This window comes from Cellulosimicrobium sp. KWT-B (assembly GCF_002127155.1).
In the GTDB taxonomy this organism is placed as follows: Bacteria; Actinomycetota; Actinomycetes; order Actinomycetales; family Cellulomonadaceae; genus Cellulosimicrobium; species Cellulosimicrobium funkei.
In genome coordinates, this window is the sequence record NZ_NEDO01000004.1 from 212,951 (window position 1) to 237,916 (window position 24,966).

21 protein-coding genes are annotated in these 24,966 nt (G+C 69.7%); 8 read left to right on the forward strand and 13 right to left on the reverse strand.

Features of this window, described 5'->3' with window-relative positions:
* The first annotated feature begins 265 nt into the window (after nucleotides 1-265).
* Nucleotides 266-901, forward strand: coding sequence for a bifunctional 2-polyprenyl-6-hydroxyphenol methylase/3-demethylubiquinol 3-O-methyltransferase UbiG (locus tag B9L22_RS13750; protein WP_198947304.1), 636 nt, complete (start codon nucleotides 266-268; stop codon nucleotides 899-901).
* Between the two features lie 32 nt (nucleotides 902-933).
* Here B9L22_RS13750 and B9L22_RS13755 read toward each other — a convergent pair whose 3' ends face one another.
* The gene (locus B9L22_RS13755) at nucleotides 934-1,776 is read right to left on the reverse strand and encodes a hypothetical protein (RefSeq protein WP_143317306.1); all 843 of its coding nucleotides are present in this window, start codon (nucleotides 1,774-1,776) and stop codon (nucleotides 934-936) included.
* Between the two features lie 154 nt (nucleotides 1,777-1,930).
* A complete protein-coding gene (locus tag B9L22_RS13760; protein ID WP_158097211.1) occupies nucleotides 1,931-2,794 on the reverse strand; it encodes a hypothetical protein in 864 nt (287 codons plus the stop codon).
* Between the two features lie 91 nt (nucleotides 2,795-2,885).
* Here B9L22_RS13760 and rfbA point away from each other — a divergent pair, with 91 nt between their 5' ends.
* Nucleotides 2,886-3,749: a glucose-1-phosphate thymidylyltransferase RfbA gene (gene rfbA, locus B9L22_RS13765; protein ID WP_086150803.1), complete on the forward strand. Its 864-nt coding sequence runs from the start codon at nucleotides 2,886-2,888 to the stop codon at nucleotides 3,747-3,749.
* A 107-nt stretch (nucleotides 3,750-3,856) separates the two neighbouring features.
* Complete coding sequence (locus tag B9L22_RS13770) at nucleotides 3,857-5,656, forward strand: N-acetylmuramoyl-L-alanine amidase (RefSeq protein WP_143317310.1); 1,800 nt, start codon at nucleotides 3,857-3,859, stop codon at nucleotides 5,654-5,656.
* A 9-nt stretch (nucleotides 5,657-5,665) separates the two neighbouring features.
* Here B9L22_RS13770 and rfbD read toward each other — a convergent pair whose 3' ends face one another.
* Nucleotides 5,666-6,514, reverse strand: a complete 849-nt coding sequence (rfbD, locus tag B9L22_RS13775) for a dTDP-4-dehydrorhamnose reductase (protein WP_086150805.1) — start codon at nucleotides 6,512-6,514, stop codon at nucleotides 5,666-5,668.
* 106 nt (nucleotides 6,515-6,620) lie between these two features.
* On the opposite strand from rfbD, the gene B9L22_RS13780 reads away from it, so the two are divergent.
* Nucleotides 6,621-7,238 carry a dTDP-4-dehydrorhamnose 3,5-epimerase family protein gene (locus B9L22_RS13780; RefSeq protein WP_086150806.1) on the forward strand — a complete coding sequence of 206 codons (618 nt, stop codon included), beginning with the start codon at nucleotides 6,621-6,623 and terminating at the stop codon, nucleotides 7,236-7,238.
* Between the two features lie 31 nt (nucleotides 7,239-7,269).
* On the opposite strand, the gene B9L22_RS13785 is transcribed toward B9L22_RS13780, so the two are convergent.
* The 4 genes from B9L22_RS13785 to B9L22_RS13800 all read right to left on the reverse strand — a co-directional run bounded on the left by B9L22_RS13785 (nucleotide 7,270) and on the right by B9L22_RS13800 (nucleotide 12,218).
* On the reverse strand, nucleotides 7,270-9,087 hold the full coding sequence (locus B9L22_RS13785) for a hypothetical protein (RefSeq protein ID WP_086150807.1): 1,818 nt from the start codon (nucleotides 9,085-9,087) through the stop codon (nucleotides 7,270-7,272).
* Entirely contained in the window at nucleotides 9,084-10,079 is a 996-nt protein-coding gene (gene rfbB / locus B9L22_RS13790; RefSeq protein WP_086150808.1) for a dTDP-glucose 4,6-dehydratase, read from the reverse strand. Before rfbB ends, B9L22_RS13785 begins: the two co-directional genes overlap by 4 nt.
* A 106-nt stretch (nucleotides 10,080-10,185) precedes the next feature.
* A complete protein-coding gene (locus B9L22_RS13795) occupies nucleotides 10,186-11,139 on the reverse strand; it encodes an NAD-dependent epimerase/dehydratase family protein (protein ID WP_086150809.1) in 954 nt (317 codons plus the stop codon).
* Entirely contained in the window at nucleotides 11,136-12,218 is a 1,083-nt protein-coding gene (locus B9L22_RS13800) for a glycosyltransferase (protein WP_233140121.1), read from the reverse strand. Before B9L22_RS13800 ends, B9L22_RS13795 begins: the two co-directional genes overlap by 4 nt.
* 27 nt (nucleotides 12,219-12,245) lie before the next feature.
* Here B9L22_RS13800 and B9L22_RS13805 point away from each other — a divergent pair, with 27 nt between their 5' ends.
* From B9L22_RS13805 to B9L22_RS13820, 4 genes are read left to right on the forward strand one after another with little or no spacing between them, the layout of a single operon-like run.
* Nucleotides 12,246-12,776 (forward strand): GtrA family protein, encoded by a 531-nt coding sequence (locus tag B9L22_RS13805; protein ID WP_233140122.1) that lies wholly within the window; start codon nucleotides 12,246-12,248, stop codon nucleotides 12,774-12,776.
* Nucleotides 12,773-13,612, forward strand: coding sequence for a glycosyltransferase family A protein (locus tag B9L22_RS13810; RefSeq protein ID WP_086150811.1), 840 nt, complete (start codon nucleotides 12,773-12,775; stop codon nucleotides 13,610-13,612). Before B9L22_RS13805 ends, B9L22_RS13810 begins: the two co-directional genes overlap by 4 nt.
* A 56-nt stretch (nucleotides 13,613-13,668) precedes the next feature.
* A complete protein-coding gene (locus tag B9L22_RS13815) occupies nucleotides 13,669-14,253 on the forward strand; it encodes a hypothetical protein (RefSeq protein ID WP_086150812.1) in 585 nt (194 codons plus the stop codon).
* Nucleotides 14,250-16,571, forward strand: a complete 2,322-nt coding sequence (locus B9L22_RS13820; protein ID WP_086150813.1) for a hypothetical protein — start codon at nucleotides 14,250-14,252, stop codon at nucleotides 16,569-16,571. Before B9L22_RS13815 ends, B9L22_RS13820 begins: the two co-directional genes overlap by 4 nt.
* A 6-nt stretch (nucleotides 16,572-16,577) precedes the next feature.
* On the opposite strand, the gene B9L22_RS13825 is transcribed toward B9L22_RS13820, so the two are convergent.
* The 6 genes from B9L22_RS13825 to B9L22_RS13850 all read right to left on the reverse strand — a co-directional run bounded on the left by B9L22_RS13825 (nucleotide 16,578) and on the right by B9L22_RS13850 (nucleotide 24,900).
* The gene (locus tag B9L22_RS13825) at nucleotides 16,578-18,809 is read right to left on the reverse strand and encodes a hypothetical protein (RefSeq protein WP_086150814.1); all 2,232 of its coding nucleotides are present in this window, start codon (nucleotides 18,807-18,809) and stop codon (nucleotides 16,578-16,580) included.
* Entirely contained in the window at nucleotides 18,806-19,525 is a 720-nt protein-coding gene (locus B9L22_RS13830) for an ABC transporter ATP-binding protein (RefSeq protein ID WP_086150815.1), read from the reverse strand. Before B9L22_RS13830 ends, B9L22_RS13825 begins: the two co-directional genes overlap by 4 nt.
* A complete protein-coding gene (locus B9L22_RS13835) occupies nucleotides 19,525-20,382 on the reverse strand; it encodes an ABC transporter permease (RefSeq protein WP_369824849.1) in 858 nt (285 codons plus the stop codon). Before B9L22_RS13835 ends, B9L22_RS13830 begins: the two co-directional genes overlap by 1 nt.
* Nucleotides 20,383-20,413: 31 nt before the next feature.
* Nucleotides 20,414-22,399, reverse strand: a complete 1,986-nt coding sequence (locus tag B9L22_RS13840; protein ID WP_086150817.1) for a glycosyltransferase — start codon at nucleotides 22,397-22,399, stop codon at nucleotides 20,414-20,416.
* Complete coding sequence (gene glf / locus B9L22_RS13845; protein ID WP_086150818.1) at nucleotides 22,396-23,583, reverse strand: UDP-galactopyranose mutase; 1,188 nt, start codon at nucleotides 23,581-23,583, stop codon at nucleotides 22,396-22,398. Before glf ends, B9L22_RS13840 begins: the two co-directional genes overlap by 4 nt.
* Nucleotides 23,584-23,739: 156 nt before the next feature.
* Nucleotides 23,740-24,900 (reverse strand): polysaccharide pyruvyl transferase family protein, encoded by a 1,161-nt coding sequence (locus B9L22_RS13850; protein ID WP_158097212.1) that lies wholly within the window; start codon nucleotides 24,898-24,900, stop codon nucleotides 23,740-23,742.
* Between the last annotated feature and the right edge of the window lie 66 nt (nucleotides 24,901-24,966).

A 24,966-nucleotide genomic window follows, 5' to 3' on the forward strand; every position in this document is an offset into this window, starting at 1 on the left:
ATCGTCGTCGGGTTCGACGGCCGACGATGCAGGATCCGCGTGACCCGCGCCTTCCGTCGACCCCGTGACCGGTGGGTCGACCTCCCGCTGCGCGGCACCAGCTCCACCCGCTGGTACGGCCAGGGCGAGCGCCCCGACCACGACGACCGACAGAACCCGCCCCCGTGCGCGCACAGGACGACCCCACGCTTTCATGCATCCCCCCTCGACATGGCCCTCCGTTCGTCGGCACGGTAGTGTCGCGACACCGAGACGGGAGGAAGCCGTGGCTGCCGAGTCTGCCCCCGAAGGGTCCGCACAGCATCTCGAGACCACCTCGGCCGCCTACACCGAGCGGCTGCGAGCGCTCCAGGGCACGTGGTGGAAGCGGGCGCTCCATGTCCAGGCTCCGTACCGCTGGAATGTCCGGCGACACCTCGGTGACCGGCCGACGATCGACCTCGGCTGCGGCATCGGGCGCAATCTCGCGACGCTCGCACCAGGAAGCATGGGTGTTGACCACAACCCCACGTCCGTCGCTTTCTGCCGAGCGACCGGACGCGAGGCCTACGTCCCTGAGGACTTCTTTCGGCTCCCGGACGACGCTCGGCCACGCGACGGACTGCTCGCAGCGCACGTCCTCGAGCACCTGCCGCCGGGGAGCCAGACGGAGTTCCTCGCCCCGTACGTCGCCACGCTTCGACCCGGAGCGACCGTGATGATCGTCTGCCCCCAGGAGCGAGGGTTCCGCAGCGACCCGAGCCACACGGACTTCGTCGACGGTCCACGCATCGTCGAGGTCCTCCGCGCCCTCGGCCTAGCGGTCGACGGCTGGGAGTCGTTCCCGTTCCCCCGCTGGGCCGGGAACCTCTTCGTCTACAACGAGTTCGTCGTCGTCGGACGGGTCGCCTCCCAGGCGTGACGGAACGGTCCCGAGGCCACCGTGACCTCGACTCATCTCCTGCAGGCCCAGGAAGCTGGGAGTGCGGGGGTGTACGACACCGCGGTCGGGCTCGGCCGTCCGGCCGCTGCCCACTCGCCGTAGGACAGGTGGAAGAACCCTGCCGGGCCGTCGTACCAGATCTCGTCGTCGTAGCCGTAGCCACGCGGCGGGCCCTGGATAAACCTGCTCGTGGAGGTCGCCGCCACGACCTGGGGCGTCGGTGATCCGGCGTCCCGCCACTCGGGGTAGCTCAGACGGCTGCCGCACGCGTCGTAGTGCTCGTTGCTGGTCGAGCGGTTCACCGGTCCGATCTTCGCCGGGAACTCCCAGAACAGGATCGGGCTCCATGCCAGCTTGTAGACGCCCGCCGGGCGATCGGTCGAGCTGGGCTTCGGGCGCCCGAGCGCAACCCACTCCGTATACGACAGCTTGTGGACGGGCGCCCCACCGAGAGGCTCCTCGAGGAAGATCTCGGACGGAGACGACGGCAGGGTGAACGTGCTGCACCGGAAGGTGGCGTCGGTGCAGACGCGGTAGTCCTTCTGCGGCGGAGGGCTGCCCGCCGAGCGCCACTGGTCATAGGTCAGCGCAGTCGCTTCGGCCCGCTGACCGCCGTCGGGCCAGTAGGTCAGGGCATAGACGGTGGAGCTCCAGGGCAGCGACGAGTATCGCGGCTCCCAGACGACGGGGCGGGGCGACCCGAGGGCGCGCCACGACGCGAGGTCGAGGTACGTCCGCGGAGACCGCGTCGACGGCCAGGACGCAGGGTCCCCCTGGACGAGGTAGAGGTTGGCCTCGAACCGCGACTTGACGACGAAGGACTCGACGCGCGCGGTCGCCGGGAGCGACGGCACTGCGCACCCGATCAAGGCGAGTAGAACGGCGACGGCGACTGCCCGCAGACAAGCCGAGAGGCGACGGGCCGCCGGCCTCGGGACGGACGGCGACTCGCCGGTCCCGATGGGCCCGAGGGCGCGCCGATCTCGCACCTGAGTCGACCCGGCCATCTCAGCGCCCGCCCGGCGTGACGACGATGCCGCCACCCGACGGCGCCCCGAACGGCTTGCGCTCCGGGGTCGGCGAACCTGCCGCGGCCCACTGCGCGTAGGTGATGCGGAACAGCCCGGCCGGACCGTCGTAGTAGACGTCCGGGCTGCCGGCGAAGAGCAGGAACCGCTCGCGGACCGCCGACCGGACCACCTTCGGCGTCGGCGAGCCTTCCCGCCGCCACGCGTCGTACGTGAGCGAGCGCCCTGACCCGTAGACGTCGCTGGTGAAACCGATACGGCTGCCGATCTGGGACGGCTCGGTCATGAACACGCGGTCAGACCACGACAGGCGGTAGAAGCCCACGGGCTGGTCGATCGACACAGGCGGAGAGCCGAGCGTCGTCCACTCACGGAACGTCAGTTTGTGGACGCCACCAGAGCCCGGGACGTCGACGAAGAGCTCGGACGAGCTCGGGTAGCGGGTGATCCCGCAGCCCACCAGCGCGCAGAACGGTGCCGAGCGGTCCGGCGCCGGACGCCGGGCCGACACCCACTGGGCGTAGCTGAGCGGGACCGCGTCGGCCCACCGCTCGCCGGGCCAACCGGTGACGGCGTAGATCGTCGACGACCAGGAGAGAGCGGCATAGACGTCCGGCTCCACGACGGCGGGTGCAGGCCGCCCCACCGCGACCCACTCCGCATAGGTGACCGCCCGCCGCTCCCCGACCACGTCCCCCCACTCGTCGACCTGGACCTCGTAGATGGTCGGGTCGAACCGGGCCTTGACGAGAACGGCCTCGGTGTCCGCTACTGCGGCCGGCGGCGCGACGCCCAGCACCAGAAACCCCGCCAGCACCGTTGCCAGCACACTTGCACGACGCATCGCCGTCCCCATTCTCACGGAGCCGCCCGTGCGGCTGCCGGGAGCGTAGCGCACCTCCGACGCTCTCCCGCGACATGAGAGGATCGCCCCCATGCGCGGAATCATCCTTGCCGGAGGCTCCGGCACCCGACTGCACCCGATCACCCTGGGCGTGAGCAAGCAGCTCGTTCCCGTCTACGACAAGCCGATGATCTACTACCCGCTGTCCACGCTGATCCTGGCGGGCATCCGTGACGTCCTCGTCATCACGACCCCCCACGACGCCGAGCAGTTCCGCCGGCTCCTCGGCGACGGGTCGCAGTTCGGGGTCTCGATCTCGTACGCGGTGCAGGAGCAGCCCAACGGTCTCGCCCAGGCGTTCGTCCTCGGGGCGGACTTCATCGGTGACGACTCGGCCGCACTGGTCCTCGGCGACAACATCTTCTACGGACCCGGGCTCGGGTCACAGCTCACCCGGTTCGACGGGATCGACGGCGGAGCAGTCTTCGCGTACCGCGTGTCCGACCCGACCGCGTACGGCGTCGTCGAGTTCGACGAGCACGGGACGGCGCTCTCGCTCGAGGAGAAGCCACAGCATCCTCGGTCCAACTACGCGGTGCCTGGTCTGTACTTCTACGACAACGACGTCGTCGCGATCGCCAAGGACCTCGAGCCTTCCGCTCGCGGTGAGTACGAGATCACCGACGTGAACCGCGAGTACCTGCGCCAGGGGCGACTCCAGGTCGAGGTGCTGCCCCGTGGCACCGCCTGGTTGGACACCGGGACCTTCGACTCGCTTCTCGAGGCGTCCGACTTCGTCCGCACCATCGAGAACCGCCAGGGACTCAAGATCGGCTCCCCCGAGGAGGTGGCTTGGCGCCGGGGCTTCCTCACGGACGACGAGCTCCGCGCACGGGCCGAGCGACTGGTGAAGTCGGGCTACGGGAGCTACCTCCTGAGCCTCGTCGCCGACTGAGCCTCGTCGCCGACTGAGCCGACGGACCACGCGGGCAGGACTCCGAGCGAGAGAGACGAGCGGGACACGCCCTTCACACCCTGCGCCAACGAATGCCGCGGGCTACTGTGTCGGAGGCAGGCGCGTCTTCTCCGCCTCGCCCTGGTCGCTATTCGGGGGTACGCGTGATGAGGGAACACTGGCGGGTCACCGCTGTTGTCGGCTGCATCGGGATCGGTCTCTCGCTCCTGGTTGCGCCTCCCGCGGCGGCAGTTGCCGCCCCGCTGGATGCGGCCACGAGCAGCGGGGCGGCGACCGAGGCGGTCGAGCCGGTGATCACCGAGTCCGACTTCACCGTAGCGACGCCCCCCGCGCCGCAGCTCCGTGCCGCAGCACCCGACGAGGGGCAGGTCCAGGCCGGTGACCTCTCCGCTGTGGCGGACGTGGACGGCTTCGCCACCGTGGGCGTGACCTGGGTCGGGCCGGCAGAGCCGGCTGGTGTCGACGTATCGGTCCGCGGGCAGCACGCGGACGGCTCCTGGGACGAATGGACCGCGCTCGAGATCGAGGTCGGCCCCGAGGGCGGTCCCGCGGGCACCGCTCCCCTCGTCGTCGGCGAGGTCCAGCGGGTCGAGGCACGCATGCGCGGAGCGGAGCCGGGCTCGATCGCGGACCTCCAGCTCGTGGTCGTCGACCCGGGCACCCGCGCCGCCGATGCGGGTCTGCCCGCCCCGGCGCCGGCCTCGTCGCCCTTCGGGCGAGGTGTCGGGACCCTCCCGGGAAGCGGCTCGCTCGAGCGCGCGGGCGGGATCGTGACAGGCTACCCAGGCTCGACCAGCCCTCCCCAGATGTACTCGCGTGCCCAGTGGGGAGCGGACGAGTCGCTGCGCGCGTGGGCACCCTCGCAGGGCGACTTCAAGGGTGCCGTGATCCACCACACCGCCGGGACCAACTCGTACGAGGAGGCGGACGTCCCGGCGATCCTCCGGGGGATCTACGCCTATCACGCCCAGACGCGGGGATGGGGCGATATCGGTTACAACTTCCTCGTCGACAAGTTCGGGCGCATCTGGGAAGGGCGTTCGGGCGGTTTCGAGATGGAGACCGCAGGAGCTCACGTGAGCGGGTACAACTCGGCCACGGTCGGGGTCTCGGTGCTCGGCAACTACCAGACTGCGACGGTCAGCAACGCGGCCGTCGATGCGATCGTCCGCCTCCTCGGGTGGAAGCTGTCGATCCACGGGATCGACGCCGCCGGCCGGACGGTGATCAACGGCAACAACCTCCCGACGATCTTCGGTCACCGCGACGTCGCGTCGACCACGTGCCCCGGCCAGTCGCTCTGGGTGCGCCAGGACGAGATCCGACGTCGCGTGAAGGCGGAGCAGTCGAAGTACGCCGGCCTGTGGGGGCAGGCGACGGGCAACTTCGTGATGTCGCCCTACCGCTCCGACGTCTACCTCGTGGTGGGGGGCACGAAGCACCACGTGAGCTCGTTCGGGATACTGTCCTCCCTGTCCAACTACGGCCGCGTCTCCGACGCCGCGGACAGCTACCTGAACCACCTGACCACCGGAAAGCCGCTCGGCCGCTTCGTCCGAGACCCGGGAACCGGTGAGATCGCCTTCGTCGACGGCAACGTCAGGCGACGCGCCGCCAGCTGCGCCGACATCGCGCACTTCGGCTCGTCGTGCAACGCCGCCGTCGACGTCACCGGGGTCCAGTTCCGCTCTCTGAGTGCGGGCTCCGGCTTGAGCCGCGCCGTGCGCGCGTCGAACTCCGACCGCGTGTACTACATGGAGAACGGCCGCAAGCGATGGGTCACGTCGTGGGCCCGTCTCGTGAGCCTGTACGGGGGCCGCGCCCCTTCCATCACGGTCCTGTCGCCCACCGCGGTCTCGGCCTTCCCGAACGGCTCGAACATCTGAGGGTCTGCGTCAGCGCCCGAGCACGGACGGGGCCGCGACACGCCAGCGCTCGCGCCAGTCACCGATCGGCACCACCCCGGCAGCCAGGAGCGCGTCGTGGCCCAGCACGGAGTATGCCGGCCGCCGCGCCGGACGGACGAAAGCGTCGCTCGTGGTCGGGCGGACGGCGGACGCGTCGAGCCCCAGGTGCGTCGCCACCTCCACGCCGAGATCGTGCCACGAGCACAGTCCGCTCGACGTCCCGTGGAACGTCCCGCCCGGGACCTCGGCCTCCACGAGACGGATGACCAGCCGAGCGAGGTCGGCAGTCCACGTGGGCTGGCCGACCTGGTCCGTCACGACGTCGACAGACCCCCGCTCGCGGAGCAGTCGGCCGATGGTCCGGGGAAAGCTCGAACCGTGCGCACCATAGAGCCACGCGGTCCGCACGACGAGGTGATCGGTGCCGCCCGCACGTACTGCCCACTCACCCGCCGCCTTCGTCCGCCCATAGGCCGACACCGGGCGCACAGGCTCGGTCTCCAGGTACGGTGCGGCAGCCGCACCGTCGAAGACGTAGTCCGTCGAGATGTGCACGAGCCGCGCGCCGGAACGGGTCGCGGCCACGGCGAGATTGGCGGCTCCCAGGGCGTTGACCGCGAACGCGGCCGCCTCGTGCGCCTCTGCCCCGTCGACATCGGTCCACGCCGCACCGTTGAGGACGACGTCGACGCCCGCGACAGCATCGGCGCAGGCGCCCGGGTCCGTCACGTCGACCTCGTTCCTGCCGACCTCGACGACGTCGTGCCCGGACCTCCGGACGACCTCTGCCACGTCGGTGGCAAGCATCCCGCCGGCACCCGTGATCAACCACCGCATGGACGTTCCTTCGCTCGACGACAACCAGCGCGCCCGAGCCTAGCCGGTACCCTAGGCGTCTGTGCCCGACCGGGCGCGTGAGCCAGCAGAGACGGAGCGACGAGGCGTGCAGATCCGAGAACTCACCATCGAGGGCGCGTGGGAGCTCACCCCGGCTCAGTTTGGCGACGACCGTGGCGTCTTCCTCGAGTGGTTCAAGGACGAGGTCTTCCAAGAGTCGGTAGGGCACGCGTTCGACCTTCGCCAGGGCAATCTCTCGGTCTCTGCGGCCGGAGCCCTGCGGGGCGTCCACTTCGCTGACCTGCCTCCGAGCCAGGCGAAGTACGTCACGTGCGTGAAGGGCGCCGTGCTCGACGTCGTCGTCGACATCCGTGTCGGCTCGCCGACGTTCGGTGCGTGGGACTCGGTCCTCCTCGACGACGTCGACCGCAGGGCGGTCTATCTCTCAGAAGGACTCGGTCACGCCTTCTGCGCCCTGGAGGACGGTTCTACGGTGGCATACCTCTGCTCCGCGCCATATACACCGGGCCACGAGCACGGGATCGACCCGCTGGACTCGGAGATCGGCATCGCCTGGCCCACCACCGCTCGCGACGGCTCGCCTCTCGAGTTCACGCTCTCGGACAAGGACCGGGCGGCGCCGAGCCTGGCGGCGGCGCGCGAGTCCGGCCTGCTCCCTCGTTGGGAAGACGTGCTCGAGTTCCGTCGCTCGCTGCACAGCTGAGCGCGCGCCGTCGGACGAGCAGCGGTGACGGTCACTCCTGCGCGTCGAGCTCCCAGAGGACGTACGTCCGCCCGTCGGCCGTCTCCTGGGCGGTCTCTCGTGCCCCCTGTTCCGCGAGGTCCGTCGTCCAGGCTGCCTCGCACGAAGGGTCGACGACCACGCCGGTGATTCCGGCAGCAGCCGCCGCGTCGATGTCGAGGACACCCTCGGTTCGAGCAGCCAGCACGGAGCGGAACTCCTCCTCGTGCTCGGGCCATGCCAGGCCGAGGTTGTAGAAGGCGACGGGTCCCCCCCACACGATCTTCAGGGTGAGCGGATCGACGCACGGGTCGGCCAGCACGATGCCGCCAGACGACGCCTCTGCGGTGCGCGCGAGCGCCGCAGACCGGTCGTCGTAGAAGTTGAGGGGCCGACGGTCCGCCACGTCGTCACGGAACGCGACGAAGTCCAGCATGCTCACGCCGAGGGCCCCGACGGTGACCACGGCCGCGCCTCCGGCGAGCAGGCGTCCCCTTGCCGGACCTGAGCGGCGGGCATACCGGACAGCCGCGAGGACGCTCTCGACGACGAGAGGCGTGAGAGCGACGCACAGAAGCACCATCGTGTCGAGCCAGAACCGGTACGGCTCCTGGTTCGCGCCCCACCGGTCGTTGGTCGCGCCCATCGCCCAAGCGAGCAGCATGCCCACCGGGAGCGCCGCTCGCACGACGGACCCCCGCGCGACACCGAGACCCACGACGAGAGCGACGGCGACGAAAACCGCTGTGCCCGAGCGAATCCCGACCAGCGCCGGGACCCCGAGGTTGCTCGACGACCCCTCGCGGTAGACGAGGAACGGGTCCCCGGAAGCGACACCCAGCACGGTCTCGAGGAGCTGCGGCGCGGCTGCCGCTCCGGCGAGGACCCACGGGAGCAGGACCCGCCACCATCCAAGACGGTGCGCGAGGAGGACCAGACCGGGGACCGTGGGTAAGACTCCGAGGGCCAGCGCGGCCAGAGGACTGGCGTCGCCGACGAACGGTCCCGCCAGCCACACCAGCGCGACTCCCAGCGCGGAGACGGCTGCCCACACGACAGGCCTGCCCGACGCCGCCACACCGTAGGCCGCCGCAGCGTACGCGATCACGAATACCGTGGAGAGGAACGTGTAGGTCTGCATCTGACCCGTGACACCCACGAGCAGGGCCGCCACGAGGACGAGCACGAGTCGGGCGCGGGACGACGCGGGCCGACCGACCGCCACGAGCAGGAGGAGCAGGAGGGCGATCCCGGCCAGGCACAGCGCGGCCGACTCCCCGTTGTTGGTGAAGAGCACCCCGAACGGCCCCCAGAGGACCGCGTGGGAGTCGAGCGTCGTCTTCCAGTCGCCCTGGGTCAACGAAGCGAAGGTGCCAACGAGAATCGGAAGGGCCGCGAGGAATGCGGTCCACCAGCGCCGCGTGACGGCGACGGTGGTCATCCCGACGGCGATGACCAGCACGGCCTGCAACACCGAGCCCAGAATGGTCCACATCGCGACCGGGTCGAGGCCCGTGACGTCGGAGAGCCAGCCGAGGACGCGGTAGTAGAGGTCGGGATACGGGCTGTTTCCCGTTCTCGTGAACGGCTCGACGTCCGCACGCTCACCCAGCGACCAGTTCCGCGCGATCGCGAGGTAGGAGAGCTGGTCGTAGTAGTAGTAATCACGGAAGGAGCTGAGGTTCCAGCCCTTCTGGGTGACGAAGGCACCGAGATGGAGCACGAGGTGGAGGACGGCCGCAGCCACCGCCGCGAGGATCGCCGCCCACCACCGCACCGCTGCGCCGCCGTCTGCCGTCGCGGAGCCGGCGTCGAGGCGCGCGAGCCTCACTGCCCGACCGCTGCGTACTTCGCCTCGACAGCTTCCTTCGCGGGCCGCCACCACGCCTCGTTCTCCTGGTACCAGCGGACGGTGGCCTCGAGTCCGGTGCGGAAGTCGGTGTAACGGGGCTCCCAGCCGAGCTCGGAGCGGAGCTTCTCGGCGTCGATCGCGTACCGCAGGTCGTGCCCGGGGCGATCGGTGACGTGGTCGAAGTCGTCGACGGGTCGGCCGAAGATCTCGAGGAGGGTCTGCACGACCTCGAGGTTCGACTTCTCGCCGTCCGCGCCGATGAGGTACGTCTCGCCGGTGCGCCCCTTGTCGATGATCGCCCAGACGGCTGCGTTGTGGTCCTCGACATGGATCCAGTCGCGGACGTTGAGCCCCGCACCGTACAGGCGCGGACGAATCCCGTCGACGAGGTTGGTGATCTGGCGCGGGATGAACTTCTCGATGTGCTGGTACGGACCGTAGTTGTTCGAGCAGTTGGAGATCGTCGCCTCCACGCCGAACGAACGAGCCCACGCGCGCACGAGCAGGTCGCTGCCTGCCTTGGTCGAGGAGTAGGGGCTGGACGGGTTGTACGGCGTGGTGGGCGTGAACTTCCCCGGGTCGTCCAGCTCCAGGTCCCCGTAGACCTCGTCCGTCGAGATGTGGTGGAAGCGCGCGCCGTGGCGCCGCACAGCCTCCAGCAGCGTGAACGTCCCGACGACGTTCGTCTGGACGAACGGCGACGGGTCGTTGAGCGAGTTGTCGTTGTGCGACTCTGCCGCGAAGTGGACCACCAGGTCGGCTCCCGCGACGAGCCCGTCGACCAGGTCGGCGTCGGTGATGCTGCCCTCGACGAACGTGATGTCGTCGGCGACCGGCATCAGAGATCCACGGTCGCCTGCGTACGTCAGCGCGTCCAGGACTGTTACGTCGTGCTCCGGACGCTCGCGGACGGTCTGCTGGACGAAGTTGGCGCCGATGAAGCCGGCGCCACCGGTCACGAGGACCTTCATGGATCTCTCCTTGGCGTTGTGGGCGAGTCGCCTCGCGGGCACGGGTCACGGCCTGCGTGCGGCGACCAATCTAGCCGATCCCCCGCGTCGGACACCGTGCCCGTCCTCAGGACGGCCCGCGGCGGCGAAGCGCGCGCCCGATGTCCTCCCCCGTCGCCGCGATTCCGACCGGGAGGGGAGTCAACGCGCGAGCGTCCAGGTCCGGCCACACGAGGGAGCGGAACCGCAGGTCGCGCGCCTGCCTCGCACCGAGCGGGGATGCTGCCAGCACCGCCTGGGGCTTGCGCTTGTAGATGGTGCGGAGCTCTCCGATGATCGCGGCGATCGTGACCGAGCTCTGCGAGGCCAGGATCTTCGTGACCGGGCCTCGGCTCGGGTCGTGGTCGACCGCACGGTCGAGGACGTCGAGAACGAGGTCGGCACAGTCGTCGACGTAGATGTAGTCGCGCAGCGTGTCGAGCGAGACGTAGATGCCGATCGGTCGGGCGAGGTGGTGCGCGAGGCACAGCTGGGAGATCAGGCCCTGCGGCTTGGCGAGGTTCTGACCGGGGCCGTAGAGGTTGGAGATGCGCCCGAGGACGACACTCGCACCGTGCTCGGAGAGCCCGGAGAAGATCGACTCCGCGACGAGCTTCGCGCGTCCGTACGGCGCGAGCGGCGCGGGAAGCGTCCGCTCCGTGAACGGGGCCTCGCCGGCACCTGCATAGACGCCCCCGGCGGAAGAGGCGAAGAAGAGTGTGCAACGCCGCAGCGCGTGCGGGTGCCGTCGGACGAGATCGTCGACGAACCCCTGCATGACGGCGTTCTCCGCACCGAGCGCATCATCGGTGGACGCCGTGACTCCGGCGCCTGCCGCCCAGACGAGGTTCCAGCGGCCGTCCCCACCATCGCGCAGCAGCTCGTCGACAGCGATCGAGAGGTCGTGGACGGCGCTGGACGGCTCCGACCAGTCGACGGACGCCGGGACGGACGTGAGACCTCGCACCGCCGCCCGTCTGCGCACGGCGCTGCCGAGGAGCCCTCTCGCGCCGACGACCAGGGTCGGCGGGTCGGTCCTCACCGAGCGCGGCTTCCCCGCCCGAGCGGACCACGGGCAGGGTCGGACACGATGAGGTAGAGCGGCTTGCCCATCGCCATGTTGACAGCGACACCGATGTACTCGGCGATGACACCGAGAGCGAAGAGGATCGCGCCGGTGCCCAGCAGCATCACCACGATGAGCGACGTCCAGCCCTCGGGCACCGACCCACCCACCAGTCGCGTCACGGCGAGCGCCACTGCGACGACGATCCCCGCCACCCCGCAGAGAGCCCCGAGGACGCTCACGATGCGCAGGCCCCGTGTGCCGCTCGAGAGGACCATGCGCCAGAAGTGGGAGAGCAGCCGGCGCACGGAGTATCCCGACCGTCGGTCCCCCTCGTCCCTCAGGGTCACCGGCGCCGTCGTGACCTTGCCGCTGACCCAGCCGAGCGCGACGTCGAGGTAGACGTTCGGACCGGCGTACGCGGCGACCGAACGGCCGATCTCGCCGAGCACGAGGCGATAGCTCTGGTAGAGCGAGGTGTCCGTCCCGCCTGCCAACGCCTCGATGACCTTCTTTGCACCCCGCGAGGTCGCGTTGCGGAACGCGCTGTGGGGCGGAGGGTTCGTGGGCAGCGCGTAGACGACGTCTGCCTGGTCGGTCAGTGCGGCGTCGAGCAGCCCACCCATCTCGGCCGGGTCGTGCTGGCCGTCCTCGTCCAGCGTGACGATCCAGTCGCCGCCCGACGATGCCATCCCCGCGAGCGTGGCGGCGTGCTGGCCGAAGTTCCGGCTGAGCCAGACCGGGCGGACGAAGTCGTGTCGCTCCGCGAGAACACGGATGGTCTCGGCCGAACGGTCGGGACCGTGGTCGTGTACCAGGAAGACCTCCGCGACGACCGCTTCCGCTCCGCCGGGCGTGACGAACGGCGACGTCAGCACCTCGAGCTCTTCCAGGAGGGCCGGAAGAGTGCGCTCGCCCTGGTACACCGGGACGACGACCGAGATGCGGTGCGGTGCTGCGGCGGTGCCTTCGTTCGTCACGCAGGAGACTATAGTCGTTGGGGCCCGGCGGACCGTCGGAGCGCCTTGCGCCCACGGATCACGCGCCACACCCACCGAACCTGAGGAGAGGACCTGCGTCCGATGGTCATGGACCCGGAGCCGCCGACGACGGGCGACGCACACGCACCGCGGCCTCCGGCAGGGATGCAGGGCACCCTCGGCCCGCTGTTCAAGATCGTCAAGGACCAGCGCGTTGCGTTCCTTATCGTCGGTGGGTTCAACACCTTCCTGGGTACTGCCTGGTTCATCGCCTTCGAGCTGCTGTTCCGTGGCCACCTCGGAGCCTACGGCTACATGGCCAGCCTCGTGTGCGCCCACGTGGCCGCAGTCCTCTGCGCCTTCGTGCTCTACCGCAAGTTCGTCTTCCGGGTGACGGGGCACGTCTGGCTCGACCTCGCACGGTTCGAGGTGGTCAACCTGGCCGCTCTCGCCGTCAACGTCGTGGCCCTGCCGTTCGTCGTCGAGCTCGTCGGGCTCTCGCCGATCCCGGCACAGCTGCTGATCACCTGCGTCACCGCGCTGATCAGCTACTTCGGGCACAAGGGCTTCTCTTTCCACCGCAAGCAACCTGCCTCTGAGCCGAACCCACGAGTCGAGGAGACCGAAGCGTGAGTCCCCGTGTGTCCGTCGTCGTTCCCGCGTACAACAACGGGGACTACATCGCCGAGACGATGCGTTCCGTCCTTGCCCAGACTTTTACGGACTTCGAGCTCGTGGTCGCCGACCACTCGTCCACGGACGACACCCGGGAACAGCTGGAGCCTTTTGCCTCCGACCCACGCGTCCGTCTCGTGACGACCGAGGCCGGCGGTGGCGCTCGGCGCAACTGGAACAGGGTGAGTGAGCTCGCCCAGGGCGCGCTCATCAAGCTGGTGTGCGGAGACGACCTCCTGCGGCCGACGATGCTCGCGGAGCAGGTGGCCGCGCTCGACGCGGCCGGCGAGCGCGCGGTCATGGTGACCTCGCAGAGAGATCTCGTGGACGCCCGCGGGGAGGTCTTCGTGAAGGCACGAGGGCTCGGCCGTCTCGACGGCGTCGTGCCCGGGACGAGAGCCCTCCGCGAGACGGTGCGGTCAGGCACGAACATCTTCGGCGAGCCCGCGTGCGTCATGATGCGCACTGCTGCGCTGCGTGACGCCGGCTGGTGGCAGGACCTTCGGTATTACATCGACGCCGGGTCGTACGCGCCGGTCATGGCGAAGGGCGACGTGGTCGCCATCCGACGTCCCCTCGCGGCATTCCGGGTGAGCGCGAGCCAGTGGTCCGTCCGGCTCATGCAGGACCAGGCGAAGGAGGCTTCCGAGTTCCACCGTCTCGCCCAGCGGCTCGCCCCCGACGTCATCTCCGACGCGGACGTCCGGCGCGGCGACCGCATGGCGCAGGTGGTGGCCCTCCAGCGTCGGCTCGCGTACGCGGTCCTGGGTCGCCGCATGCGACCCCGCGACTGAGCCTCTGAGCGCGCTCCGCGCGCCGAATCCCGACCGGGCGGTTACGGTCGGAGGCGATGACCCGCCACCTCCGTTCCCGCACCGCGCTGACGCTTCTGGTCCTTGCCGCGTTCTGCGCCTCCTGCTCCGCACCTCCGACCCCTGCGGACACCACGTCCACTGGCCCGACCGAGAACGCGGCGGGTCGCCCCACGGCGTCCGGCAGGCCTACCTCGGCCGCCTCCGACCCGTCGACAGCTGGCGCTGACGCTGGCGCTGACGACGGGATCGACGCTCCCGACGTCGGCCCGTCGCCGACGTCACCGCCCGCCGATGAGCACGAGGCGGAGACGCCACCCACCGAGACGACGAACGTCGTGCCGACTGTCTCCTGGGCCGGGGTCGAGGACGGGGCCATCGTCGTCAACGCCTTCGCTCCGGTGGTGGAGTCAGGTGGAACGTGCACCCTCGAGCTCATCTCAGGAGAGAGACGGGTCGAGCTGCGCTCGCCTGCGGTGGCCGACGCCGAGGTCACCTGGTGCGACCCTCTCGTAGCACCGCTCACGGAGCTCGGTGTGGCGGGCGCTTGGTCGGTGCGCGTGTCGTACTCCTCCACGGCGAGCTCGGGCTCGTCTGCGGTGATGACGGTGGAGGTGCCGTGAGCACCCGGCGGACCCTGGTGGCGCGCTGGGCCGTCACGGCGGTCACCGTGCTCGGTCTGCTCGGGTCTTTCCTCGTCGCCCCGCCGCGCGCGGCGGCAGCAGTGGCGTCCGACTTCACCGCAGGGTCGCTGATCGCCGACTCGGTCTTCTATGACTTCGGCACCATGACCGAGGCGGAGATCCAAGCCTTCCTCGCACAGCGTGGACGCAACTGCGTCGCAGGTGAGATGCCGTGCCTCAAGGACTACCGCGAGAACACGCCCTCGAGGCCCCAGGAGAGCGGGCTGTGCTGGGGATACACCGGAGCGGCGGGCGAGTCCGCCGCCCGGATCATCCGCAAGGTCGCGACGGCCTGCGAGATCAACCCCCGTGTGCTGCTCGTCATGCTCGAGAAGGAGAACAGCCTCCTCACGCGCTCCCGCCCGACTGCGCGGTCGTACCAGGCTGCCATGGGCTTCGGCTGCCCCGACACCGCGCCCTGCAACACCGAGTACTACGGCTTCTCGAACCAGGTGTACCGCGCGGCACGCCAGTTTCTCGTGTACCGGCAGAACGCCACCCGCTACGGATACCAGGCGGGCCGCACGAACACCATTCGGTACAACCCCGACGCATCCTGCGGCAGCGCACCCGTGTACATCGAGAACCAGGCGACCGCCGCGCTCTACATCTACACGCCCTACCAGCCCAACGCCGCCGCGCTCGCCAACCTGTACGGGGTCGGCGACCGCTGCTCCGCCTACGGGAACCGCAACTTCTGGCGTCTGTTCACCGACTGGTTCGGTGATCCCCGGCTCGGCAGCGCCCTCGTCCGGACAGAGCAGGACCCGCAGGTGTTCCTCCTCGCCGACGGACGTCGACTCCCGGTGCCCGACCTCGCCGTCTACGGCGACTACGTCGACCGGCTGGGTCCTGTCGGCTACGTCTCGGCAGCGCTGCTCTCCAGGTACCCGCTGGGACCGACGCTCGGTCGCGTGGTGCGGGACACGTCCGACGGCTCGCTCTTCTGGATCGCGCGAGGCTCGAAGCACCACTTCCCGAGCTGTGACGTCGTCGTCCGCTGGTCGAACCGTGCCTGCGGGGACGCATACGTAGACCTCGATCCCTCGCAGGTCGCGGCGTTCCGGGACGGCCCCGCCGTCGCGGCGGCCGTCGGTACCTCCGGTGGACGTTCGTACTGGATCGAGGGGGGCCGCAAGCGAGAGATCCTCGACAGCGCGTCTCGCGCCGCGGCCGGGATCCCGGCCGACCAGACGACGGTCCCCGACACGACCGTCGCCGCACTCGCCCTGGGAGTGCCGGTGGTTCGGACGGACGTGGTGGTGACCGCAAGGGGTTCCTCGAGCACGTGGCTGGTCATGGGGTCGACCAAGCACGCCGTCGCGCCTGACGTCCGGACGGGCACCGGGCTGCGCACGCTACCGCAGGGAACCCTCGATGCCGCGAGCCTGGGCATCCTGTCGACCGGAGCGCCGATCGGACTGCTCGTGCAGGACACGGTGCGCGGAACGACCGCGCTCCTGACGAACGACGGGCTCGTTCCTGCCCCGGCGGGCTCTCCACCTGGTGTGCCCCTCTCTCCTGGCGTCTCGCGCGCTCTCCCCGCCCGGGCCGCGGTCACCGCGCCGTACTTCCTCAAGTCGCCGACGAACCCCGCGGTGTGGGCGGCTGACACCGTCGGCACCACGGTGCACCGTCGGCAGGTGGACTCCTGGCCGCTCCTGCAGGCTTACGCCGGCGCGAACCCCCGCGTGCTCACCATCGCCCCGAGCCTTCTGTCGTCGGTACCCCAGCGCACCGGGCCGTGGATCGCTCCGGGACGACTGGTGAAGTCGTCCACGGCACCGGCGATATACCTGGTGGACAGCATCGCGAGCGCCGTCCACGTGGAGTCGTTCGGCGACGTGGCCGCGCTCGGGCTTTCGCGCAGCTACACCACGGTCGACGCCGCCACGCTCAGGACGCACACCGCGACCCCGAGCCCGCTGTCTCCCGTCGTCCGCTGCGGCACCTCAGCCTTGGTCGGCGTCGGCGGACGGATCTCGCCCCGCGCAGTCGCCGACCCCCCGGTCGTCCCCGTCTCTGCGCTCTCGCCGGGGACGTGCTCGCGCCTCCCCGCGGCGGGTCCGCGGACCACCGGGCCGCTCTTCGTCAAGGGTTCCGGTGCGACGGTGTACGTGAGCGAGGGCAACGTCGTCCGACCGGTGCGGTCGTGGAGCAGCGTTCTGCGCCTGAACGCCGGGCACGGCACGCCGCTGATCGTGACGCTCAACGACGCCGCGCTGGGGCGGCTCCCCCTGGGCCCGGCGATCCCGTGAAGACGGTCAGACGCCGGGGGCACCGGACCGGGACCGCGTGACGGTGCGACGACGGCGTGTCGCAACCGCCTCCACGGCCCCCCAGACGAGGATGCCCGCCCCCGCGACCCCGATGCTGACGAGGCCGAGCGTCCACCCCGGAGGGGTGAACGAGACGGTCACCGTGGTGCCCGCTGCCGACTCGTCCAGCGCTGCCGTCAAGAGGTACCCGCGTACGGACGCCGCCTGGCGTGCACCGTCGAAGGTGTAGCCAGGCCAGTCGAGACGCGAGAAGACGACCTCGCCCCCACCCTGCGGCACCGCGTCGACGTGGAACCGGACGTCCCGCTCGTCGGTCTCGACGTCGCTCAGGGCGACGCCGGGTGAGGTCCAGGACACTCCTCCCGCAGTCGGCAGGGTCTCGTCACGGACCCACAGCCGGCTCGAGCTGTCCCCTGCCTGTTCGGTCCAGCCTTCGGGCGTCTCGGCAAACCGGTAGGGGTCCGCGCGACGGACGGAATCGACGTCGTCAGGGACGTCTTCGCGCGGGAGGACCTGGACGGCGCTGAGGGACAGCAGGTCCGCCACAGGCACACCGGTTTCCGGGTCGGTCTCGAACAGCGTCTCCGCCGTCTCCCAGCAGACCACACCGTGCGGGTCCACACAGAGGTCCTGGCTGTAGGCCTCGTGCGCGACGGGCGAGTAGACGTTTACGACGGAAGCGTCGTTGAGATACCAGGAGTTCGCGTACAGCGTGTCTTTCCACCAGTCGCCCTCGAAGCTCGGTCGACCGACGGTGATCGCGTCCCCCTCGACACCGCTGAGGGCCGAGGAGTACGAAGCCCGGTCGGCCGGCAGACCGAAGTCGGGCAGCGGCGACCGCGGGAAGTAGTGGTGCTGCGCGAGACCGACTGCCGCCGTCACAACGAGGAAGGTCGCGACCAGAGGTGCAGTCCTCGTCCGTCGAAGAAGGAGGAGCGAGCCGACCACGCCGACCATAGCCAGGGTGGCGCCGAGGCCGATGACCTTCCACCAGTTCGGGCTCTCGAACCAGGCGAACGCCGCGCCCGCGACCACCAGCCCGGCCGCCGCCCAGACGCGCGCACGCGTCGGTCGTGCCGAGGCACGGCTGAGCAGGACCACCACGACGACCATGATCACGAGGACGAGGTATGGGAGCACCCGCGCGGGAAAGCGCAGGGGTCCCATGTCGCTCGGGCCGAAGGTGAGAACCGTGGCTGCGAGGCCAAGGACGCCGGCCGCGGCCATCTGACGGAGCACCGGCCAGGCCCGGCCTGGGACGACCAGCACGACAAGAGGCAGGATCCAGGCCACGTACATGAGCGGCGCGGCGACCGGAGGCGCCCAGAAACCAGACATCCAGGGCAGGGCCAGCGGCGTCCCACCGGTGGCGAGTCCCGAGAGGTCGGGCGACATGAAGTTGGTGTTGAGGATCTCGTCGTCGCTGCGCGCAGTGACCGGCGCGGTCAGCACACCAGGCAGATAGACCGCGACGGCCACGAGACCGAGCGCCACTCCCACCGCGAGCACGCGAGCTGTCTGGGCCCACAGTCGGGCAAGACTCCCCTCGAGCAGCACACCGGCGATGACGAAGCAGAGCATCAGCGTCCCGTGCACATAGCCGACCGTCACGAGGAGGTACCCGGCGACGAACGGGACGAGCGGGTTGCCGCCGTGGAGCAGCGTACGTCGCAGGCCCCACCACACCCAGGGCAGAAGCGCCCACACGAAGAGAGACGTGACCCAGGAGGCCGCGTCGATGTACGTCGTGAAGCCGGCCAGCGGCGTGAGCAGGGCGGCAGCCGCCGCCCACGGCGCCCGGGCTCCGTACGAGCGCGCGACGAGATAGATGCCACCGGCGGCGACGGCGAGAGTCACGAGCTTCACGACGGTGCTCACGACCACCGCATCCGTCGCGCCGCTCGCCACCCACCCGATGAGCCAGACCAGCGGGTTGAACAGGCCCCACTGGCCCTCCGCGACGTAGTTCCCCGCCATCCACCGGGAGGGCTCGAAGAAGGGGAACGTCCCCTCCCGGAGGTCTCGTCCGATCGTGACCCAGATCCCGTAGGCACCGGCCTGCGTGTCGTCGGCGAAGTAGAACCGGGGATTGAAGAGGAGTGGGATGCACGCGGCCGCCAGGACCGCGCCGACCGCGCCGAGTCCCCACCACGGACTCGCGCGCTCGAGCTCCGGCTCGTCGTTCCGGACCGCGGCTGCCTCGGCGACCTCGTTCATCCCCGCATCGACTCCACGATCTTGCCCGCGTCGTCGTCCATGGTCATGACCCCCTTCTCCAGCAGGATCCCGCGCTCGCACAGCCGTGCCACCATGTCGAGGTCGTGGCTGACGATGACGAGGGTCCGGCCTTCTGCCTTGAGCTGCTTGATGCGTGCGAGGCACTTCTTCTGGAAGGGTTCGTCCCCCACGGCAAGGATCTCGTCGACGAGGAAGACCTCCGGGTCGGAGTGCACGGCGACGGAGAACGCGAGCCGGAGGAACATGCCCGACGAGTAGAACTTCACCTCGGTGTCGATGAAGCGTTCGATCTCGCTGAAAGCGACGATCTCGTCGAACGCCTCGTCGATCTGCGCCTCCGACATACCGAGGATCGCGCCGTTGAGGTAGACGTTCTCCCGACCCGTGAGATCGGGGTGGAATCCCGCTCCGACCTCGATGAGCCCTGCGACGCGTCCCCGTGTCCGCACGGTGCCGGAGTCGGGCCGAAGGACTCCTGAGATCAGCTTGAGCAGGGTCGACTTCCCGGACCCGTTGAAGCCCAGGAGAGCGACCGCCTCGCCCTCCGTGACCTGAAACGAGACGTCGTCCAGCGCGAGGAACGTATCGGACAGGTCCTTCTTGCGCACCATCGCGACCGCCAGCTCCTTGAGCGAACGGTTGTGGCGAAGCGTGAACCGCTTTGAGATGCCCGCGACATCGATGTACGTCGTCATCACAGCTCCTGAGCGAAGCGCCCCTCGAGGCGCCGGAAGACGGTCTGACCGATCAGGAGCACCAGGACCGAGATCCCGAGCGCACCGGCTCCGAAGGCCCAGAGATGGTCCGGCACGGGCGGGAACCCGTCCGGCATCGTCTCGGGACGTCCCGTCGCCCCGTACCAGAAGGCGTAGTGGAACAGCTCGACGGCGGACGTCAGCGGGTTGAGCTGATACACGACGAACAACCAGTCGGGGACCGCCTGCTGCACGCGCCCCCACGTGTAGAGGACCGGAGAGGCCCACGTCGCCACCATGACGATGAGGTCGACGAAGTTCTCCGCATCCCGGAAGTACACGTTGGCTGCTCCGAAGAGGAGACCCAGCCCGAGAGCCAGGATCGCCACGATCACGAACCCGAGGACACCCGCCAGCAGCTCGGTGGGCTGAGGGCGCCACCCGCCCACGACCGCCGCCACGAGGAGGACCACGAGCTGTGGGAAGAAGTGCACCGCGGAGACGTACAGCGACGCGACGGGGAACAGCTCACGCGGAAGATAGATCTTGTTGATGAGAGGCGCGTTCCACACGATCGAGCGCGTGGCGTTGGAGAATCCCTCACCGAAGAAGTTCATGACGACGATGCCCGAGAACAGGTACACCGCGTAGTCGGGGATCGAGTCCCGGAGCTGGAGGAAGACGCCGAGCGCGACGAAGTAGACGATGAACTGGATCGCGGGCTTGACGTACGACCACGCCATCCCGAGCGCCGAGCCGCGGTAGCGGACCCGGAGCTCCTTCCGGACGATGAGCCGGAGCAGGAAGCGCCGGTCGAGCACGTCGAGGAGACCCCGGCTCCGACCGGGCACCGTCAGCGCACCGAGTTCCCTCCCGGCCCGTGCCGCGTCAGCGCCCCTCAACCGAGTTCCGATCGAACGTCTTCTCCCACGCCGCAGCAGACGTGAAGGTGGGAGCCTCGGCACGATAGAGCTCGCGCAGCTCGGGCCACCGTGCGAGGAGCTGACGGTGGAGGTCTGCGCTCCGCGCGAGGTAGGTGCGGAACGACTCCGGGTCTCGCTGGTACCAGGAGGCGCCGGTACCGTCCGCAGACGTCACGACCGCAGAGTCGAGGTGCGAGAGTCGCCACCATCGTGCGTCCATGGCAGGGACGGACGCCTCGGGGCGGTCGACGGCCTCGGGCTTCACCGGGCGCAGCTGTCGCGCCGCGCCCGTCAGCGCCGAGAGGAGGCCGCGTGCGACACCCCTCGGCACCTCGGGCTCGCGGCCCCGGCGGGGCGGACGGACCGGCTTGGGCTCGGGGAAGGCCGCGGGGTCCTTGCTCACGACAGCGTCCGGGTGCTCGCTGCGGATGCGCCGGATCTCGGGGAGCTTGCTACCGATCGTCGCGTGGAGGTGCTCCGGTCCGCTGAGGAGGTCCTCGAGCGCGCGAAGCCGCAGGTCGACGGCGGAGTACTGCAACGACAGCAGGTGCTTGACGTCGACCTGGAAGCTCTCGCGAGGTAGTGAGCCACCACGCTCGTACGGAGAGTACAGCAGCGCTGCGAGCCATCGGTTGCGCTGGTGGTAGTAGGCCTGCCAGTCGATGGTGTCGTCCTTGTCCGTCCACGGCACGTGCCAGACGGCGGCGCCGGGCAAGGAGACCGTTGGGTAGCCCGCCTCGCGTGCGCGCAGCCCGAACTCGGAGTCGTCCCACTTGATGAAGACCGGCAGGGAGAGCCCGATCTCGCGCACCACGCTCGTGGGGATGAGGCACATCCACCACCCGTTGAAGTCCACGTCGACGCGGCGGTGGAGCCACGCCGTCGAGCGCAGCGAGTAGTTCGCGAAGCTGTGCGCCTCGTCGGTCCCGCTGACAGGTCCCCAGAAGAACCGGAACGGGTTGACCTTCTCACCGTAGGTGTGGAGCACCGACTTCTCGTAGATCGAGAACATGTGGCCACCGACGAGCGTGGGCTTGCGCGCGAAGTCGGCGAACGCGATCGCTCGGGCGATGCCCTCCGGCTCCGAGACGATGTCGTCGTCGAGCAGCAGGACGTACGTGCTCTCGTTCGCCTGGAGGGTCTCGTACATCCCCCGGGCGAACCCGCCAGAACCGCCGAGGTTCCCCTGACGCACCACCCGGAGCCGCTCCCCGAGGACCTCGGCCGCCGAGTCGAAGCCGTCCTGCTCCTCGACGAGCTGCGTGCCCTGGTCGACGACGTAGATCCGGTCGACGAGCTCGGCGAGCACCGGGTCAGCCCCGAGGCGCTCGAGCTGTGCGACGCAGTAGTCGGGGCGGTTGAACGTCGTGATCCCGATCGACGCGGTGCCCTGGCTGACCGACTCCGGCTGCTCGACGCTCCAGTCGGCCGAGACGAGCCTCACGTCGCCGGACTTGGCGAAGAGGTCGAACCAGTACCAGCCGCCATCGCCGAACGGCGCCAGGGTGAGGTCGAAGGTCGAGGTCCCGGTTTCGGCATCGAGGAGATCGACCCTCTGCTGGATGCCGCGGGCGTTCGACTTGTACACCGTGACGGTCGCCGGCGCGTCGAGGGTGACCGACAGTCGCACGGACGTGGCGACGGTCCACCGGCGCCAGTACGAGGCGGGAAACGCGTTGAAGTACGTGCCGAACGAGACCGACGACCCCTCGGCGAGGAACGCGCTGTGCCGCCCGGCCATGATGCTCGGGTCGAGCTCGCGCCGAGGCACGAACGGCCTCTCCGCCGCATCGTCGCCGTCGTAGACCTGACCGTGCGCCGGGTCGAAGTCCACGTACAGGGGCAGGACGTCCAGGTCGTCCTCGACGGGCATCACCACACGGTGCACGACGCGCCAGGTGCTGTCGTCCGTCGCGATCTCCCGGCCGGAGCTCTCGACAAGCGTGCTCATGCGTCCACTCCCCCGCTCTCGATGCCCGCGCCCTTCCCGAAGTGGGGGGCGAGCTTGTTGTCCACCATCGACAGCGCGGCACCGATCGCCATGTGCATGTCGAGGTACTTGTAGGTGCCGAGCCGGCCGCCGAAGAGGACGTCCTTCTCGCCGGCCGCGAGATCGCGGTACGCGAGCAGCCGCGCACGGTCCGCCGCCGTGTTGACGGGGTAGTACGGCTCGTCGGCCTTCTCCGCGAAGCGGGAGAACTCCCGCATGATCACGGTCTTGTCCGTCGGGTAGTCCCGCTCGGGGTGGAAGTGCCGGAACTCGTGGATGCGCGTGTACGGGACGTCGGCGTCCGCGTAGTTCATCACGGGGGTGCCCTGGAAGTCGCCGACCGGGAGCACCTCCTCCTCGAAGTCGAGCGTGCGCCACGAGAGGTCGCCCTCGGCGTAGTCGAAGTAGCGGTCGACGGGACCCGTGTAGACCACCGGCACGTTGCCGACCACGTTGCCCTTGCTCACGGGCTGCGACTCGTCGAAGAAGTCGACGCCGAGCCGGACCTCGATGTTCTTGTGGTCGGCCATGCGCTCGATCCACGCCGTGTAGCCGTCGACCGGGAGCCCCTCGTGAGTGTCGTTGAAGTAGCGGTTGTCGTACGTGTAGCGCACCGGGAGCCGCGAGATGATCGACGCCGGGAGGTCGCGCGGGTCCGTCTGCCACTGCTTCGCGGTGTACTCGCGGATGAACGCCTCGTAGAGGGGGCGGCCGATGAGGGAGACCCCCTGCTCGTCGAGGTTCTCGGGCTTCTTGTCCCCGAGCTCGGCCGAGAGCTCCTTGACCAGCGCGCGGGCGGCGTCCGGACCGTGCGCCGAGCGGAAGAACTGGTTGATCGTGCCGAGGTTGATCGGCATCGGGAAGACCTCGCCCTTGTGCGTGGTGTACACACGGTGGACGTAGCTCGTGAACGCCGTGAAGCGGTTCACGTACTCCCAGACCCGCTCGTTGGAGGTGTGGAAGAGGTGCGCCCCGTAGCGATGCACCTCGATCCCCGTCTGCTGCTCCGCCTCGCTGTAGGCGTTGCCCCCGATGTGGTTCCTCCGGTCGATGACGAGAACCTTGCGGCCGTACTCCTCCGCGATGCGCTCGGCGACGGTCAGGCCGAAGAAGCCCGATCCCACGACGACAAGATCCGCGTCCACACACACTCCTCAGTCGGTTTTGCAGCCGCCCAAGCGTAACGCGCACCTCGGCACCGCCAGCCCACCGTGCCCTGCGCGGGCAATTCCCCACAGGACGTTCACACGGGCCGGGCGAGGACCCGGGTCCCAGGGCGCGTGTGTGCCGCGACCGCGCTCTCAGCTCGCGCGGTAGAGCCGACGCGCCGTCTCGAAGAGGTTCTTGGAGTACGACTCGGCACGGGCGGGCAGGTCGCCGGGACCCCCGGCCGACGTCTCCGCGTCCCCGAGAGACGCGACCCGCCAGCCCGAGCCGAGAGCGGTGACGGCGGCGTGCTTGATCCCGTAGTAGTCGTCGCTCAGGCTGAGGGCGATCCCTTCGGCCCCGGCCGCGGCCGCGAGCAGGTGGGGGTGGTACCGGGACGAGATCCACCTCTGCCCGCTACGCGCCGGCAAGCCCTCCGCGAGGATCTCCCACAGCGGGTAGAAGCGCGCGTGCGGGATCTCGTCACGCAGGGCGTCGTAGATCCGGCGGTCTCCGCGCGGGATGCACTCCACGAAGCCGACCGTCCTCGATGCCGCTCCCCAGCTCTGGAGGACCCTCCGGACGTAGTCGGTGACACGGTCGGGGTCGCCGTCGTACATGTCGGACTGGACGCACACCATGAGGTCCGGGGACCGCCGCGCCCTCGACTCGTAGGCGGCGGCGAGCCCTCCGAGGAACACGTCGTCAGGGGCCGGTTGCGTCGGCCGGCCGACCTCGCTCAGGAGCTCGGCGGAAGCGGCGTCGCGGACGGTGAGGACGTCGAACCGCGGCGCCGCCTCGCGCCACACGTCGAGGGCGTCGTCCGTGCACGGGAGCAGCCCCAGCCCGGTCGCCCCCACCCGCGCCCGGGTGTTCTCGGCCATCCACCCGGCGGCCGCCACGAGACCCAGGTGGCGGGGCCAGATGGTGTTGACGTAGCCCCCACCCACGACGTGGAAGACGTCGACGGTCCGCAGGAGCTCGATGCCGGGGATCCATCGCGGCGCCTCGCCCGGCTCAGAGAGCGCGCGTCGGACGAACTCCGCGACGTCCCTCGGCTTGTCCGACGGCGCCTCCCAGCACAGTCGGTACAGCGTGTCGGTCGCGCGGAGCCGGGGGTGCTCCCCGGCGAAGAGGGTCGCGCTCGGCCCCGGCGCGGGAGTGTCGATCCACACGTCGGCGTCCGGCTCGGTCCGCGCCAGCAGCCGCAGCCACCGCCGCACGATGATCTCGTCGCCGTAGTTGGGGTGGCCGGCGGTCGTCACCAGGTAGATGACCCGACGTCCTCGCGACGCGCCGAGACCGAGCTTCTTCATCATCGAAGTGATGTCCTCCTGAGCTTGTGCTGGCCCGAGTGTAGGGCAGCCGCGCGCCTCGTCGGG